The sequence below is a fragment of the Natrinema sp. DC36 genome, assembly GCF_020405225.1.
Classification (GTDB): domain Archaea; phylum Halobacteriota; class Halobacteria; order Halobacteriales; family Natrialbaceae; genus Natrinema.
Genome location: NZ_CP084474.1, coordinates 319354 through 334334, shown reverse-complemented (window position 1 = coordinate 334334; position 14981 = coordinate 319354). Strand labels below are relative to the sequence as shown.

Here is a 14981-nt window from a genome sequence, read left to right as displayed (position 1 = left end):
GAGTCCTCTATTCAATGATTCAGGTACTCACTGATTCAGTGACTCAATGATTCTATGAGTTGATGAATCGACTCTCTCCACGGTGGCAAATGACACTATGGATCATGGATTCTTTGACTCATAACTTCCAGAAGTCAATACTTCATTGAATCTGTGACTCTGTGACTCATTGATTTAACCACCACCGAAGACAGACATCTAGAATGGCTTGACAGATGGGTTGATGTTACGTTCTCTCTCTGAAGGCTGCGTTAAGTTGGTCTCGCATGAACTCTCGTCGAGTTCGACGAGAACGCGAGTCAGACAGGTAATTTTGCATCACTACCTGAGGATCGCTACTGCCTTGCTCTGCAGCGATTTCGTCGACACCTTCGAGAACGCCCTCGAGGACTGCTGTATAGGTATCGTACCAGAATCGACGACAGAGCTGTGGACTTGGTCGTTCACCCTCGATCCGCTCGGGGAGATCTGCTTCCAAGGCAAGATTTTGGAACCAATTCCGGATTGTATCTCGGGTCACGTACGGCGTTTCTCCCTGAGAGGAGGGGAACAGGTATCCAGTCCACGTATCGTCTTCCGCTAGCTCGTCGATTCGGGAGTCGAGCACGTCCATTCCGTACAGGAGAGACACCTCACCGGGCCCGTTCTTGCGGCTCTCGAACGTGATGAAGGGGATGTCGTCTTCGGGAACGTCACGGTGGAACTGCGATACATGGAGTGCGGCGACCTCACTCGCACGAAGTCCCCAGCCAGCCAACGCCACCACGAGCAGCTGTTCTCGCGTTGTCTCCGACGCCTGCATCAGTTTCCGAATCTGATTCGCTGAAAGCGAAGGAGTGGGTGAATCTTTGACTTCCCACTTGAATTCGTCGTAGAGGCCGCTCGCAGGGTTCATCGAGGCGACCCGTCGACCGACCAGATGCTGATACCAGGCGTCGACGACGCGCCGTACACGCTGGAGAGTCTGGGCGCTGTATTCGCGTTTAGTTCCCTCATTCAACCAGTCGAATGCTGCATAGCACGCGTCAACGGCTACGTAGTCTGGATTCTCTTGATCTCGTTGAATCGGTGTAAGGAGGTCATCTGTCCCGTTTGCCTCTTGATAAGCACGGACGTAGAGATTCAGTCGCGTTCGGAGCGTGTCGACGGACGACGTCGCAAGGCTATATCGTGATTTCCGCCGGTTGAGGAACTGTTCAAGAGCGTCGATTGTTGCATCATCCGTTGTTGCCCATGTGTAGCCCTCTTCATCATCACCGAGCTCGAGGTCCTCGTTCCAGAACTCCCCGAATGGGCGGTCGTGATGCCGACGGAGAGCCGCGAGGAATGACCGCGCATCGTGATCCCGAAACCACTGGTGGGTCGGCTTCTCGTCTCTCGGATCAATACCCTCTGCTTCGAGACAGGGGGCAATCTCGTCCCAGTACAGGTCCATGAAGTCCTCGAGCGAGCACGAGGTCCATCGGACACCATCGAATGATGGCACCCGCTCAGCGTCGGTCTTGCCCTCCTGCTCGGCATCCGTTCGACTCATTGTAGCGATCTCTGGGGGACTTGATCGTCTGAAATTGGATTGGTGCAGAATTCGGTTAGAAGCCTAGTCACGGCCCAGTATGGCGATTCTAAGAGTGGCATATTCGAGTCGTTCAGCGTTTCAATCGGATTCCTTATCAGTTTGTGGGTTTAGCAGACTGAATTGGTCTGCTAAACCCATGGTAAGCATAACAGAAATATGCGCCAATGTAATGAACCGTATAGTGCTATATTATTTTCAAATCCCCGTCGAGCAAGTGATCTCTGAAATTGCGTGTTTTCATGTTTGTGTGCGAGTATTTGCCTGAGGCATGGGGAAGATATATTATTAAAACCCAAAACGACTCTCTAATGCCAGATTTTTGGATGTGAGTTGGCTACTTGAGAAACATGAACTTATTAGAGATATACCCAGCACCTCTTCTAAGTGTAGTCCAACGATACATATTTACAATTCACGTGAGCCCGGTAGACCGTGTCAATTACACGAGCGAAGTCTATCGAGTCTCTCTACGAAGAATGCAAGGATTTCGACCTTAGTGGAACAAGCGACGTGAGCTGGAACGTCTGACGCTCTTGCGTCCAAATTATGCAGACGCGGTGGGGAGTGACGAGGAGTCGTCTCAAACATCTCCGAGGAATTTATGCGGACGTGGTAGGGGGTGAGGGTCCTCTTCTTTCGATATCCGGCAACTGTTCTTCGGGAGATTATGCGGACACAGGGGGGTATCCCCCCTGCACGTTTCCTTCGTGCGCTTCTCTGACGAGATACGACGCATCGTTGTAGTGCATTCCAGCTTCGCCTGAACCTCAAGAGGATTTTCTCAACGTTTCGATTCGTCGTTCGCGTAGTGATGGATATTGTGTGGAAATGACCTCCTCAAGATGGTTGATTACTTAGTCTCGACAGCAGTGAACTCCGTCAGATCCAGTTCTCGGGTTTTGGCGAGTTTCCGACGACCTGCTTACGGGCGTAATCCCACTGGGGCAGGCGATGAAAGCGACCGGCGGGGCTGGTGTTATCGTCAAGGGACTCGTTTTAGCTGAGGTGGTTCTCTCACCGGTCGGCGTGCTGTTGCTCACGTCGCTGCTGACGGGCTCATTGCGAACGTCATCACGCCGGTGGTGACGATCGTTTTGATGATTCCGGTGGCTGTTTACGCTGCGCAATAACTCGGGGCCAACCAGTTCTCGTTTTGCTGGTCGTGATGTTCGCCTCGGGACCGTCGTTCATGATCCCCATCGGCTACCAGACGAACTTGGTGGTATACGGCCCTGGTGGCTACCGGTTCAGCGACTTCCTGAAGGTCGGCGCACCTCTGTAGATCCTGCTCGCGGTCGTCACGACGGTTGGTGTGACGGCTCTATGTGGCTGTAGCCCGATTCGAAATCGGTCGATTTACAGCAGGACGACGACAGCGAGTACGAACCTATTTTCCCGGCGAATCCAAACGGATACACGGAATGGCAGATGGCCCGTCTGCGAAGGATCTCGCCAACACCTCAGAGGACGAGGAACAGGCGACGCCATCTACTGTCGAGGATCTCTTTTCGGACTTGAGTGACCTGACGGCGGACATTTCAGACGCCGAAACACGCGACGAAGTGCGAGACATCCAGCAGTTATTGGTGGAAGCCCACGAGCGAGGGCTTATCGATTCAGGAGTACGGGACCTCGATGTGCGTGACGCCGCGGAAGCGTTCGTCGGGAGCGTTATCTTTGCGTCGCCGCTCCTCGTCGAGGATGGAATCTTCGATATTGCCGACTACCTCTTCGAGTTCACCAGCCACGGGGTTCCAGTGTTTCTGATAGCGAATACGCTGTTTGTCGTATTTATGACCTATGCGCTGCTCGAATGGACTGGCCGAAACAAAGAGGAGACACGGACGCTCTTTGGGGTCGTCCCGATACGCGTGTTCATGACCCTGGCCGTCTCGTTTTTCGTTGCTGTACTCCTGATGACGGTTTGGGGGCGCGTCGATGGGTGGGCATCACCGATCGAGGCGATTGCCCGAATCAACGTTATCTGGACCGTCGGATCGCTCGGAGCAGCACTCGGTGATATTCTTGCGGATAGTGATCCTGCACCTGTTGTCGTTGCTCAAAGTGAGACTACACAGGATGAGACCCGACAGGAAGATGTACGTACCATCGGTCTCGCTCCTGCTGAACAGCAGGACACGGTTCAGAACTTGAGTGATGGTGGCCTCGTAGAGGCACTTCACGAACAGTTCGACGACCTCGAAGCAGTCGTTGATGACTCCGCGGACCGAATCGAAATAAATCGAATCAGGGAGGAGACGATTAAGGCGACGCTCAATGACGTGGTCAGTGATAGAATTCAAAAGTATACCACGCGGGACATCGCTGAGGGGTTCGTGGGTAGTATCTTCTTCTCGATTCCGTTCTTGGTCGAGGACGGCGTCTTCGACATCGCGGACTTTTTCCTCTCCTTTCAGGTCGGCCTATTCCCAATCTACTTCCTCATCAACGCTATGTTCGTCCTGCTAATGATTTTGGCGCTCGTATACTGGGCAGGACCGCAGGACGTGCAGATGTCACGACCTATCTTCGGCTTCATCCCCCGACGACTGGTCGGGACTGCACTCGTGTCGTTTCTGACTGCAGCGGCGCTCATGACGATGTGGGGACGCGTCGACAACTGGGAAGATCCTGTCGTGGCGCTGGCTCGGATCAGCGTCGTCTGGACCGTCGCGTCCTTCGGGGCCGCGCTCGGTGACATCCTCCCCGGAGAGAGTTCCGGGGCCGACATCAACGACGACCTGGCGGCCCTCAGTGACTTCACCAGCGATGATGACGCTGAATCCTAATTGCTACCGCAGTAGCCAGCCGGTTACCCGCGAAGTGGGGACTGTCGAGGCACAGCTACATTACGGTTTTTACAAATTTGGCGAGCCTGCGTTCGAACCGCTGCAGGGGTCGGTAGCTTTTTGCGCTCCTTTGTCGTCTCGACCATCCACTGTTTGAACTCGTCGAACACGGGATCACCCGTGAGATCAGCGATTTCTTCGAGAATTATCTCGCACTCAGGTCGATACTGATCGAAGTTCTCGGTCGTTTGTGCATCCAATCGTTGCCGAGTTCGTCGTACTTGCCGGATCGCCACGCTGAGATTTGCTGTAATTCTGTTTGTTGTTCGCCCTCGAAAGCAGTTCGGTCTCAGAGCACGGACTGGGCCAGTCCGAGGAAGATGAAGAACCCGAGGACGTCAGTCGCAGTCGTGATAAATATCGTCGCCGATGTCGCCGGATCCTTGTCAATATGGTCCAGCACAAGTGGGATAATCGTCCCGAAGAACCCGGCGATGACGAGATTCAGCACCATCGAGACGCCGAGAACGAGGCCCAATAGTGGACTCTGATTGAACACCGTGGCGATGACTGCGACGAGCACACCAGTAATTGCCCCGTTCACGCCACCAGCGATAATCTCGTTGATCACGGCCCGACCCCCAGTCGACAGCGAAATCTGGCCGAACGCGAGCCCGCGTACGGTTACGGCCATCGATTGCGTGCCGGCGTTGCCTCCCATCCCGGCGACGACCGGCATGTAGACTGCCAGCAGCGTGAACGTTGCAATGGTGTCCTCGAAGAATCCGACTGCACCGGCGGCGAGAAAGGCTGTCCCAAGGTTGATGATGAGCCACTTGTACCGATAGCGCACCTTCGAGAACGGCCCGTCCAAGATACTCTCTTCCTCTCGGACGCCCGTGAACTCGTAGAGCGTCTCGCCGGCCTCTTCTTCGATCAGGCGAAGCAGGTCCTCGGCGTAAATGACGCCGAAGATATTCTTATCGTCATCGAGCACAGCAACTGTGCTCTCGGGATTCTCTCGGAACACCTCGATAACATCGGTATCAGGACTGTCAACTGCCACCGCCGGCGTTTCATGAATGTGTTCCCGGAGATCGACCGAATCCGGACCAGTCATCGCCAGCGTTTGCCCCGGTAACTCACCGACTAACCCCTCCTCGTCGTTCGTGACGAAGATGGTCGGGAACCGCCCGGTCCGTTCTTCGTGTCGCTGGACGCGATGCGCAATATCCTCGAGGCTCCGATCGATGTCGACAGTGACGTAATCGAGGTGCATCAACCCGCCGGCGCTTTCGGGGCTGAACTCGAGCAGAAACGCGGCTTTTTCCCGACGATCCTTGTCAAGTTGCCGGAGGATATCCTCTCGACTTTCTCTGTCGGTTAATCCGAGGACGTCTGCGACCTCGTCGGGATCGAGTCGGCGGACGAATTGTTGTACCTGCTCTCGACTCATGTCCTCGACGAGAGTCTGCTGGAGTGTCTCGGGAAGCTGAAAGAATACATCCCGTTGCCGACTGCGTGAAAGCTGCTGGAACTCCGATGCCGGCGTCGGCGAATTCGCAATCGTCTGTTGGAGGTCTATCAATGATTCGTCCATATCTATCACGAATCTGTCGACCTGAAAGGGGTTTCGTCACTCTCGAGACAGTCACTCCGCTTCTTCGCCATCACCTATCTATCGGAGGCCGAGCATCTGATAGCCGTCAAACTCTCCTCGTCGATTTCCGCTTCGATCTCTGCGTACGTCTCCGAGTTGATGCGTGCAATGTGTATCACCGTCAAGTGGCCTTTTTCGAAGTATGAACCTCGAAGAGACGGCTGACTACCTCGCTGAGGAATTAGATATTGAGCGGAGTGAACACATCCGCAATGTCGGTCAGGCAGTCGCGAGACTCCGCGACTGAGCGGATATCAAGCTGGTGTTCAGAATATATCTCGTCAGTACCTGGTTGAAATTCTGCGTGAGAAACTCGAACCTTTATATGGTGGACAAGAGAACTCCGCGATGGAATGTCTGACCTAATCGTCAAAGCAGCTGTGAAGGATGCACTCTCGGACCACAACGTCTCGGCCGATTTCTACGATGCCCTCAACGTGGAGGTCACCGAACTCCTCGACGACGCCGCCGAGCGTGCCGAATCAAACGATCGAAAGACGGTCCAGCCTCGCGACCTGTAGTCTTCCTCAAAATCCCTCCGACTTCTCTCGAGTTCCCAATAGGTCCTGTACAATCCCATGACTGAGAGTCACTAGTCAAAATTGGATGATGAAAACCGTAATATATGGGAGTCATCGGATGTAACGGGCGATATTTATGAGTAACCCTACGACAAATAAGCATGCCTACTATCGAGTCGTTGGATATCGATTATCAGTCCCATGAACGTGTAAAGAAGCTGGTTGACATCCTTAAGTTCTGCATCGAGGATATTAGTTTAGCTTTCGAGTCTTGGGGGGAACCGTATGTCACTGGCCCTGGGCTCTACTTTGCCATCGTCTCTGGTCACACGGTGCGAAACCACGCTGATCCAATGGGCGCGAATCGATGGCCAGTCTCTACTTCCCGTGATGTTCTTGATGATGTCGATCGTTTCTATGAAGCAACGACTGAGGTCGCTCGCACTCGTGATGGAGCTGTAGTTATCAGTGTGGACGGGATCATCCAGGAGCAGATGGTCCGATTCCATGATTATTCATCTGATCCAAATCAGTCAGATGAATCTCGCATTCAGTATGCCGATTGGATGGGGTCACGGCATATGAGTGCAGCTGACACGTCTGCACGGCCGGACGTTGTTACCACAATCACCCTTAGCGCTGAAACAGGGCGCGTAACGGTATTTGACGATGGGAAGTACTCAATGACACCTCGTGACGAAATCTTTCAAGAATGGCAGTGATCGAAACTCTCCGCCTACAATGGATGTCAAGGCGGGATGATACATACTTCTCCTTGAAAATAGTAGGAGTAGAAATTCAGCGGGGACTATGGGCCGGAAGAGGGTTTAACTTCGAGGATATCCGGATCGGCAGTCATCGAGCAGGCACAACTTTGACACAGATATGTGATAATTTTCGCCACACTCTGGAACTGGACGTCCATACATGCCTCTTCGTCTGATTCACAGCGGTTACACTTCATATGGGGAGAAAATTGACCGATATTAATAAGTTCGAAGAACCCCGTGGACGAACGTTGAGGACGAAGTTTTACTTAGTTGCTTGATTCATCTGTGGGTGGTTTTGTCCCCTCCTCATCGTATACTCGTTCCACCGGTTGTTGCGGAGGGGCTTCTTGTTCCGAATCGAGGAAGCTGATTTCCCGTTGCGGGAAGGGGATAACGATATCTGCGTCGTCGAATTCGTCATAGACTAGTCGATTAATCTGGTCAATCGCTCGCTGTTCGCTAAATGGATGGGCAACAAAGGCCCAGAGTTCGAAGACGAGCGCAGAATCGCCAAATTCGCGGAACATCACCCGCGGAGAGGGTGAGTCAAGGATAAGTTGTATTTCGTCGCAGACCCCAAGGAGAATCTCTTCGACATCTCGGTAGTCCGTTCCATATGCGGCTGTGATTGGAACACGGATTCGCTTTCGTCGTTGTGGTGCTGACTCGTTAACGACCGATGCGGAGTTCAACACCGCGTTCGGGACTGTAACCAGAATATTGTCGCGTGTGAGGACCGTCGTACTTCGGATACCGATGTCAGTGACTGTCCCTCGCTGGCCGTTCTCCAAGATGATTACATCTCCGGTTTTATAGGTATCGTCGAAATATAACGAAACGCCGCCGATCAAATTACCGATAGCTTCCTGTGCAGCCAACCCGAGGATAATCCCGATGATCCCTGCCGAAGCGAGAAACGGGGTAATATCAATCTCCCAAATAACGAGAAGGCTGATTCCAATTCCGAGTATGATGAGGATCGTCCAGAAGTTCTTGAAGATTGGCGAAAATTCATAGTCACTCTCAGTCGCATTCACGGTCTCGATCCACTGTCCCCCGAAGCGTTTTGCTGCTCGCATCCACAGCACGACGAGTACCGATAGGATGGTGCCGACGAGAAAGTAACTCGATTCGACGACCCCGAGAATGCTTAGACTAAGATAAATTCCACCGAGAGCCACCGAAATGTACAGGGGCATGTGTATCTCCTGGAAAAAAGCGCGGTTGATCGAGTTGTCGGGCCAGTGGTCAGATTGGTCTAGGAATTTCTGCCCGCTCCACTCGATAAGCCGTGAGAGAAGGTACGAGATGACGAGGATAGCGATGACGAGTAACCACGGCCGATCGCTGAGAGGGATATCGCTAGCGGTTTGGAGTAGAAATTCTGGGCTGTGGGAAATGTCGACCATTGTCAATGTACTGTCCATAGTTGATTCCGAATATAAGTGTGTAGTGAGTGGCTCTCGAACTCATTTCGGGCTTCCGATTTCCGCCAACGTTAGAAACGAAGTATTTCGCGTCGGAGGCGTGAGGTGAGCCGTACCAGGCGGGAGGGGAGATTTCGGTGCTCTTTAACCATCAGCACCGAGCTAGCTGATTGTCGCCCCACCTGTTCTGGAAGTGATCCGATAACAGAACGACCGAAGAGGTCTTCAGAAGTCGCCCCGAGAACAACGAGATCTACGTCCTCAGATTGATTGACTATTGTATCACCAACAGAGTCGCTCTCCACAATTTCCTGAGTAATCACTGGAACACCAGTGAATCCGGCGATAACACGCGCTAACATCGTTTGTTTCTTATCACGTGCTGTTGCTGTCTCGTTGGGTGAATTGACGACGATGACATGGACCTCCGCATCGTGAACGCGAGCGAGGGAGCCTGCTACGGTTGCTGCCAATTCGGTGTTCGGACCTCCAGCGACGGGAAGTAGAATTCGCTGTAGCTCCTCGTCGCCGTCCATTCGTTTAACGAGTACGTCACACGGTGCTTTTCGGAGCACTTGATCGAGATGGGATCCTAAGATGATGTCCCGTCGACGTGGACGCCCTCGCCATCCCATAAGAATTGTTTCAATGTCTTCTTCCTCTGCTATGCTGAGGATTCCGCTCGCTATCGAGCGAGCAAATCGAATGCGGCTCGTTACCTCGATAGCCTGATCGTTGACGATATCAGCAGCATAGTCGAGAACCTCACGCTCATCGTCGACGAGTCGCTCACCTTCAGAAAGCGGTACCTGTTCGGGAACTCTGATCACCGTCAGTAGTTCGAGTGGACGCCCGGTATCAGTCGCGATATCTGCAGCTGTCGAGATGAGTTGGTCAGCCGTCTCTGGATTCGCTATCGGGACGAGAATCGAGCCCCGCGTGGTCTGATTAGTCATTATGTATTGAATGTTCCACACCGGATTTAGGAGTTCGGCCCGAACGATATGTAATCGGAGTGAACGAGTTTACAGTGGTGTCGGATTGATTCGACTTCAATGTACGGCCCATCACTATCGAAATTCTAGGTCCTCGTGTAAGCGGCGTTTGTTCCGTGATCGCAACTCTTCGAGCGACGCGTCTTCGGTGAGTACCATTCGGATCTTTTCCAGGAGCTGTTCTGAGGCAAGGAAGTCGGGAACGATAACGTAATCTGCACCAGCTTCCAGCATTTCTCCTGCTTCATCGACGCGGTCCGATCGAAGGATCACATCCGCCTCCGTCTTTAACCCGAGAATTTGGCTAGAGACCTGTCGGTCGGATACTGTCGAGAGAATCAATTGCGCTTCATCGGCGTTCGCTCGCTCCCAAGTTTCGCTGCTAACTGCATCGCCGAAGATGTGATTCTCGTGGGTTGTAGCCAATTCGTGCCGGTCCGGATCGTGTTCGACCACGATAACGGGTTGATCTTCATCTTCACACGTCTGCGCAGCAAGCGTTCCGAGTCGGCCGTATCCGACGATAATGACGTGGTCTTTCAGGGATGAGTCGACGGAACTTCGACTATTCAGCTTGGAGTGTGTCGATTCAAGCGGGAGAACCCGCATCAGCACTCGGTATAGTGGCTCGCTGTACTGGCGAGTCGCGGTTGACGTGATCATCGTGAGTGCTGCAACGAGGATGATCGCCTCGAAGACGTCTGGTTGAATCCGCTCTAGGATCAACGCCTGGATCGCGATGATGAGTGCGAACTCGCTCACTTGGTCGAGCCCGAAGCTCGTCAATGATGCTGTTCTGGTTTCGTATCCCTGATAGAGAAGCGCGTAGATCGTCACCAGAGGCTTGAGTACGACGATTACGAACAATAGAACCCCCGCGAACAACAGTGCACGCGGTGTGGGAACCGTGATCAGACTGCCGACGGTGACAAAGAAGACGGCAGCGAAGAAATCATCGAACGACTCAAGGCCGGCTTCGAACGCCAATTTGTCCGGGAACTCCCGTGTGATCGCCAACCCGGCGGCGAATGCCCCGACGACGATCGAGATGCCGGTTAGCTCCGCGAGGCTGATGAATCCGAGGAGGAGAGCGACTCCGGTCAAAATGATGAGCTCGTCGGATTCTCCCGATAGTGAGACAAGAATATCGAAGAGGTACACTCGAACGAGCGCCGCAACGAGGAGAATGACAACGCCGTAACCAAGTTTGAGCGCGATACCATCAGGAGTGAAGAGGTCCGCGCTCAAAACGAGGATGAGCACGACTGCGAACAGGTCCTGTGCGAAATGAATCGACGAGATGAGGCGTCCCTGAATGAGATTTCGACGAATGTCATGTACGGCGAGTTCTCGTCCGACGAGTGAGGAACTGAGTGCAGCTGCACTCGCGAAGTAGATTGCGTTCAGCGTGTCGAGTTCGAATACGAGTCCTAGACCGAATACGAGACTTCCGATCAGCAGGACTTGTAGGGCAGCGACGTGCTCGCTGTCCCGTGCAACGGCCCGGAACCGCCCTGGTTCGACTTCAACACCGAAGGTAAACACGAGGAATGCGACTCCCCATTGTGCGAGCTCAAGGGTGGTCCCTTGCGGGATAAACGGCGCCAGTATCACTCCGACGATGATGTAGATTGGCACTGCGGGAATCCCCAGTCGCGTTGCAAACACGAGGAAAATGGCAGCGACAATGAAGATCGCGGCGAGGGGCGTCAGGAGCTCAACCATCGTACTCACCTCGGATCCAGTGGAGGTGGCCAATGTCGCTGTCTACCACCGACCAGAACTCCTCCGGTTCGTTGAAATACCGACGCAGGTGGTCGACCAGCTTTTCGCTCGTGAGGGCGGTACTGAGGATGACGTATTGGGCACCGCGGTCGTACAGGTCAGCTGCGTCTTCTGTTGACTCGGCCTCGGCGAAGACGACCGTCTCGTCCCCAACCTCATTGAGGAGGATTCGATTGATATCCGGTTCGACTGTTGAACTCAACACGAACGCGGCTCGCTTGAGTCCGGCACCGCTGCGGATTTCACCGTGTTTGAAATCGCCGTATATATACTCGTAATCAGCGGACTGATGGATCTCTGCATGGGTTGGATTCCGATCGACGACGACGACATCCCTGAAGTTCTCCTGGAGTAACGGTAACGCGGCACGAATAATCTCGTCGTACCCGACGACGACGGCGTGATCTCGATAGACATGGAGATCGACGTCTCGCTTTTTCTCACTTTCGAACCGAGCGAGGTAGGGTTTAACGCGGTCGTATATCTCGTAGTTGTAGTTGATGAGGTAAGTAGAGAGACTCATGGTCACGATTGCCATCAGACTGAGGTAGCCCAAAATTGATTCGTCGATGAATCCTCGTGTAACGGCGAGTGCACCGACGACGAGCGAGAACTCGCTGACCTGCGCCATATTGAGGCTGCCGATGAACGAGGTTTCTGGAGTGAATTGCTCCCGGTCGATTAAATAAAAGATAATCAGAAAGTTTCCGACCATCAGGCTAGCCGACGCGATCAGCGCCTCAACCCAGTAGGCAAGGAGGTTGTCCGCGGCCAGCTGGAGGCCGATACTCGTGAAGAACACGACCATGAAAAAATCGGTGATCGGCCGGATACGCTCGGTGAGTTCGCTCGTATATGGTACCTGTGCGAGGCTCAAACCGGCCAGAAAAGCACCGACTTCGAGTGAAAGGTTCAGTTGCTCGGTTCCAATGATGAAGACGAACGCCCATGCGATACCGACGATGAAAAATGCTCGCCGGTCATCGGCTACGGCTCGGAAGAGCGTCGGGAGCAAGTACCGAGCGGAAAGATAGGATACGATACCGATCCCCGTCATTAGTATGAGTATTGTTCCGATACTGACGGCGATTTCCTGTGGATTTGAGAGCGATTCGGCGCTCAGCACCGCCAAGAGAATGACGAGATATATGTCCTGAATGATGAGGACGCCGACGTCAATCTTGCCGGGGAGCGTCGCCAGTTCATCTTTATCTGACAGTAATTTTACAATGATTGGGGTCGCCCCGAAGACAGTCGCAAGAGCGATGATTGTGGTCTCTAGGAGTGTGAATCCGAGCACGTATGCGACGACGAAGGCGAGTGCTGTCTGGAGGACTGTCTGCCAGATAGCAATATTGACAATCGGACGTAAAATCTCGCGGATGTCGTCGATCCGCATTTTCATCCCGATGAGAAAAAGCAAGAACCCGAGACCGAGCTCACTCATTAGTACAACAAGTTCTGATTGTGTAACGACATCGAGGAAGACTGGACCGAGGACTAGGCCGGTAAAAATGTAGGCGACGATTGTCGGTTGACCGGTTAACCGAGCCAGATAGCTCAGAAGGACCGCGGTGATGATAATTATCGCAAAGTCCGTCGCAAACGGCAGGGAGCTTGTCTGGAGGAGTCCAATCACACACCGTAGGTTCTTCGCGAACTCCATGAGCATACTGATTTTGACGAAGGAATCACCTGCTTGCTGTTCCGTGTGTACTCTTATTGTTATCGTGGAGAAGAGATGCTACCTATGGGAAGACCACCGCGGTACTGGGCCATTCGTCTTGGACTCATCGGCCTTTGTGGGTTCTTGGCAGAACTGAGCGTCTGGATTTCTGTAGGACAAATCATATTTTCAGGTGTCGGTGTGATCGTTGTCCTTCTCCTGTTTGGTGTTTGGGGAATAGTTCAGCTTGAAAATATATAGTGTATGGAGTCACCAAGGTTTTCATTCCATTCCTTATCCTATTTATTAATGATCTCCCCTGCTTTCGTCTTCTACCTCAAGCAGTTGGGAAGTTGACCACATCATCCAGCTAAAGATGATCACCGAGGAAATAGCCAACACGAATCTGCTGACCGTGCTATCAGAGATTTCCGTGAGTATTCCGACAAAGAGAACATAGGCGAGAAGTACCGGGAAGATATCCGCAAATCCTGCCGGTTGCCGAAGCCGAGGCCGTTTCAATACCATACATCGGTGTACGGTGCTCAGCGGTAAAAGGTAGCCCCAATACCAACTCTAACATACTATCAACAAGACGTAAACTCGTCTCAGGCGAGATAATAAGAACATCATTGTCACGTGGCAGGTCTTGTCGATAGGGTATGAGAAGGCGCTGATCGTGTTCTCAGTCCCGCTGTCCTCGGTGCGAAGTTCCTTGCGCGTTCCGCGGTTGGTGGGTTCCGTTTGACTGACTATATTGGGGTAATAGATCAAATCAGTACCGGCGGTGGACGGTTGGGCGAAAATAATTGATTCGCCTGCAATAGATATGATTCCAACTCTCATGCTGCTCTGGGATCTCCTTATGATGTGCCATCTCACATCCTTAAGATAAAATAAAAACATAGTAGATATATAAATATTCTATTCGTTTGATCGTGTTAGGTTCATAGAGGACGTTATCCCGGTCGGAAGCGTGCAATTGACATGGACGAACCATCCGATCGTTTTGATACTCAAGATGAAGAAGTTGCGGCCGAAGCTGGCACTGATCCGGAGGAGTTCCTTTCGCTCCTCCCACACTTTTATCGAGGCAGTGTGAGTCAGTCGGTAAGCGCACAGGATCGGCTGGACCGAACAACCGACTGGGCAATTACCCTGATCGCCGCCTTGCTCTCGGTAGTGTTCGCAAGCGAGGATATGCCGGCATACCTCCTGCTGATCGGGTTGGTACTGCTGGGTATGTTCCTTCTTTTCGAAGTCCGGCGCTATCGGTTCTACGACGTGTGGCGATCTCGAGTCCGGTTCGTCCAGGAGAACATCTTCGCGAACGCCTTTGATCCCGCAGGCGTTGAACATCATCCGAACTGGAGAGAAGAGATCGGCGACGATCTTCGTCAGCCGACATTCAAGGTCTCGTACCTTGAAGCCTTGTCTCGTCGAGTCCGTCGGGTGTACGCGTTGCTCTTTGTCGTCATCGGGCTCGCTTGGGTCTCTAAGATCACCCTCTTTACCCCCGAAGCACAGTGGACCGAGGCTGCAGAACTCCCAGGGATCCCAGGCCTGATTGTCGCAACAGCGCTGGCGTTGTTCTATCTCACAGTCCTTTTAATTGCGTTCTGGCCGGGTAAACGCGAGGCGAAAGGAGAAATCCACGGCGTTAAGTCCGGTCATTGGAAGGACTGACGATGACCGTCACTAATCCATTCAGATCACGAACGCCGTAGAGAATGGTAGGCGCGTATCCCACTAATTATTGTAATTAAGTGATCCCGAATCAATCCGCACCGAC

The 14981-nt window shown here is 52.9% G+C and carries 10 protein-coding genes and 1 pseudogene; 5 read left to right on the top strand and 6 right to left on the bottom strand.

Annotated features, from left to right (window positions below; genetic code table 11):
- Window positions 1–226: 226 nt before the first annotated feature.
- Window positions 227–1534: a site-specific integrase gene (locus LDH74_RS24255; RefSeq protein ID WP_226043014.1), complete on the bottom strand. Its 1308-nt coding sequence runs from the start codon at window positions 1532–1534 to the stop codon at window positions 227–229.
- 960 nt (window positions 1535–2494) lie between these two features.
- Between LDH74_RS24255 and LDH74_RS24250 the strand changes: the two are divergent.
- Together LDH74_RS24250 and LDH74_RS24245 are read left to right on the top strand one after the other, a co-directional pair.
- Window positions 2495–2858 (top strand): annotated as a pseudogene (locus LDH74_RS24250) (SLC13 family permease); the annotation flags it as partial.
- 139 nt (window positions 2859–2997) lie between these two features.
- Window positions 2998–4365 (top strand): hypothetical protein, encoded by a 1368-nt coding sequence (locus LDH74_RS24245; RefSeq protein ID WP_226043013.1) that lies wholly within the window; start codon window positions 2998–3000, stop codon window positions 4363–4365.
- A 349-nt stretch (window positions 4366–4714) separates the two neighbouring features.
- On the opposite strand, the gene LDH74_RS24240 is transcribed toward LDH74_RS24245, so the two are convergent.
- Window positions 4715–5965, bottom strand: coding sequence for a magnesium transporter (locus tag LDH74_RS24240; protein ID WP_226043012.1), 1251 nt, complete (start codon window positions 5963–5965; stop codon window positions 4715–4717).
- 413 nt (window positions 5966–6378) lie between these two features.
- Between LDH74_RS24240 and LDH74_RS24235 the strand changes: the two genes are divergently transcribed.
- Both LDH74_RS24235 and LDH74_RS24230 read left to right on the top strand, forming a co-directional pair.
- Entirely contained in the window at window positions 6379–6546 is a 168-nt protein-coding gene (locus LDH74_RS24235) for a DUF1931 domain-containing protein (RefSeq protein ID WP_226043011.1), read from the top strand.
- Window positions 6547–6707: 161 nt separating this feature from the next.
- Entirely contained in the window at window positions 6708–7268 is a 561-nt protein-coding gene (locus tag LDH74_RS24230) for a diadenylate cyclase (RefSeq protein WP_226043010.1), read from the top strand.
- A gap of 314 nt (window positions 7269–7582) precedes the next feature.
- On the opposite strand, the gene LDH74_RS24225 is transcribed toward LDH74_RS24230, so the two are convergent.
- From LDH74_RS24225 to LDH74_RS24210, 4 genes are all read right to left on the bottom strand, one after another.
- Window positions 7583–8725 (bottom strand): mechanosensitive ion channel family protein, encoded by a 1143-nt coding sequence (locus LDH74_RS24225; protein WP_226043009.1) that lies wholly within the window; start codon window positions 8723–8725, stop codon window positions 7583–7585.
- Window positions 8726–8814: 89 nt separating this feature from the next.
- Complete coding sequence (locus tag LDH74_RS24220) at window positions 8815–9699, bottom strand: universal stress protein (RefSeq protein ID WP_226043008.1); 885 nt, start codon at window positions 9697–9699, stop codon at window positions 8815–8817.
- 114 nt (window positions 9700–9813) lie between these two features.
- A complete protein-coding gene (locus LDH74_RS24215) occupies window positions 9814–11463 on the bottom strand; it encodes a cation:proton antiporter (RefSeq protein ID WP_226043007.1) in 1650 nt (549 codons plus the stop codon).
- Window positions 11456–13162: a cation:proton antiporter gene (locus tag LDH74_RS24210; protein WP_226043006.1), complete on the bottom strand. Its 1707-nt coding sequence runs from the start codon at window positions 13160–13162 to the stop codon at window positions 11456–11458. The genes LDH74_RS24215 and LDH74_RS24210 overlap by 8 nt, the downstream gene beginning before the upstream one ends.
- Before the next feature lie 1014 nt (window positions 13163–14176).
- Here LDH74_RS24210 and LDH74_RS24205 point away from each other — a divergent pair.
- Window positions 14177–14875 (top strand): DUF2270 domain-containing protein, encoded by a 699-nt coding sequence (locus LDH74_RS24205; RefSeq protein WP_226043005.1) that lies wholly within the window; start codon window positions 14177–14179, stop codon window positions 14873–14875.
- Window positions 14876–14981 lie beyond the last annotated feature (106 nt).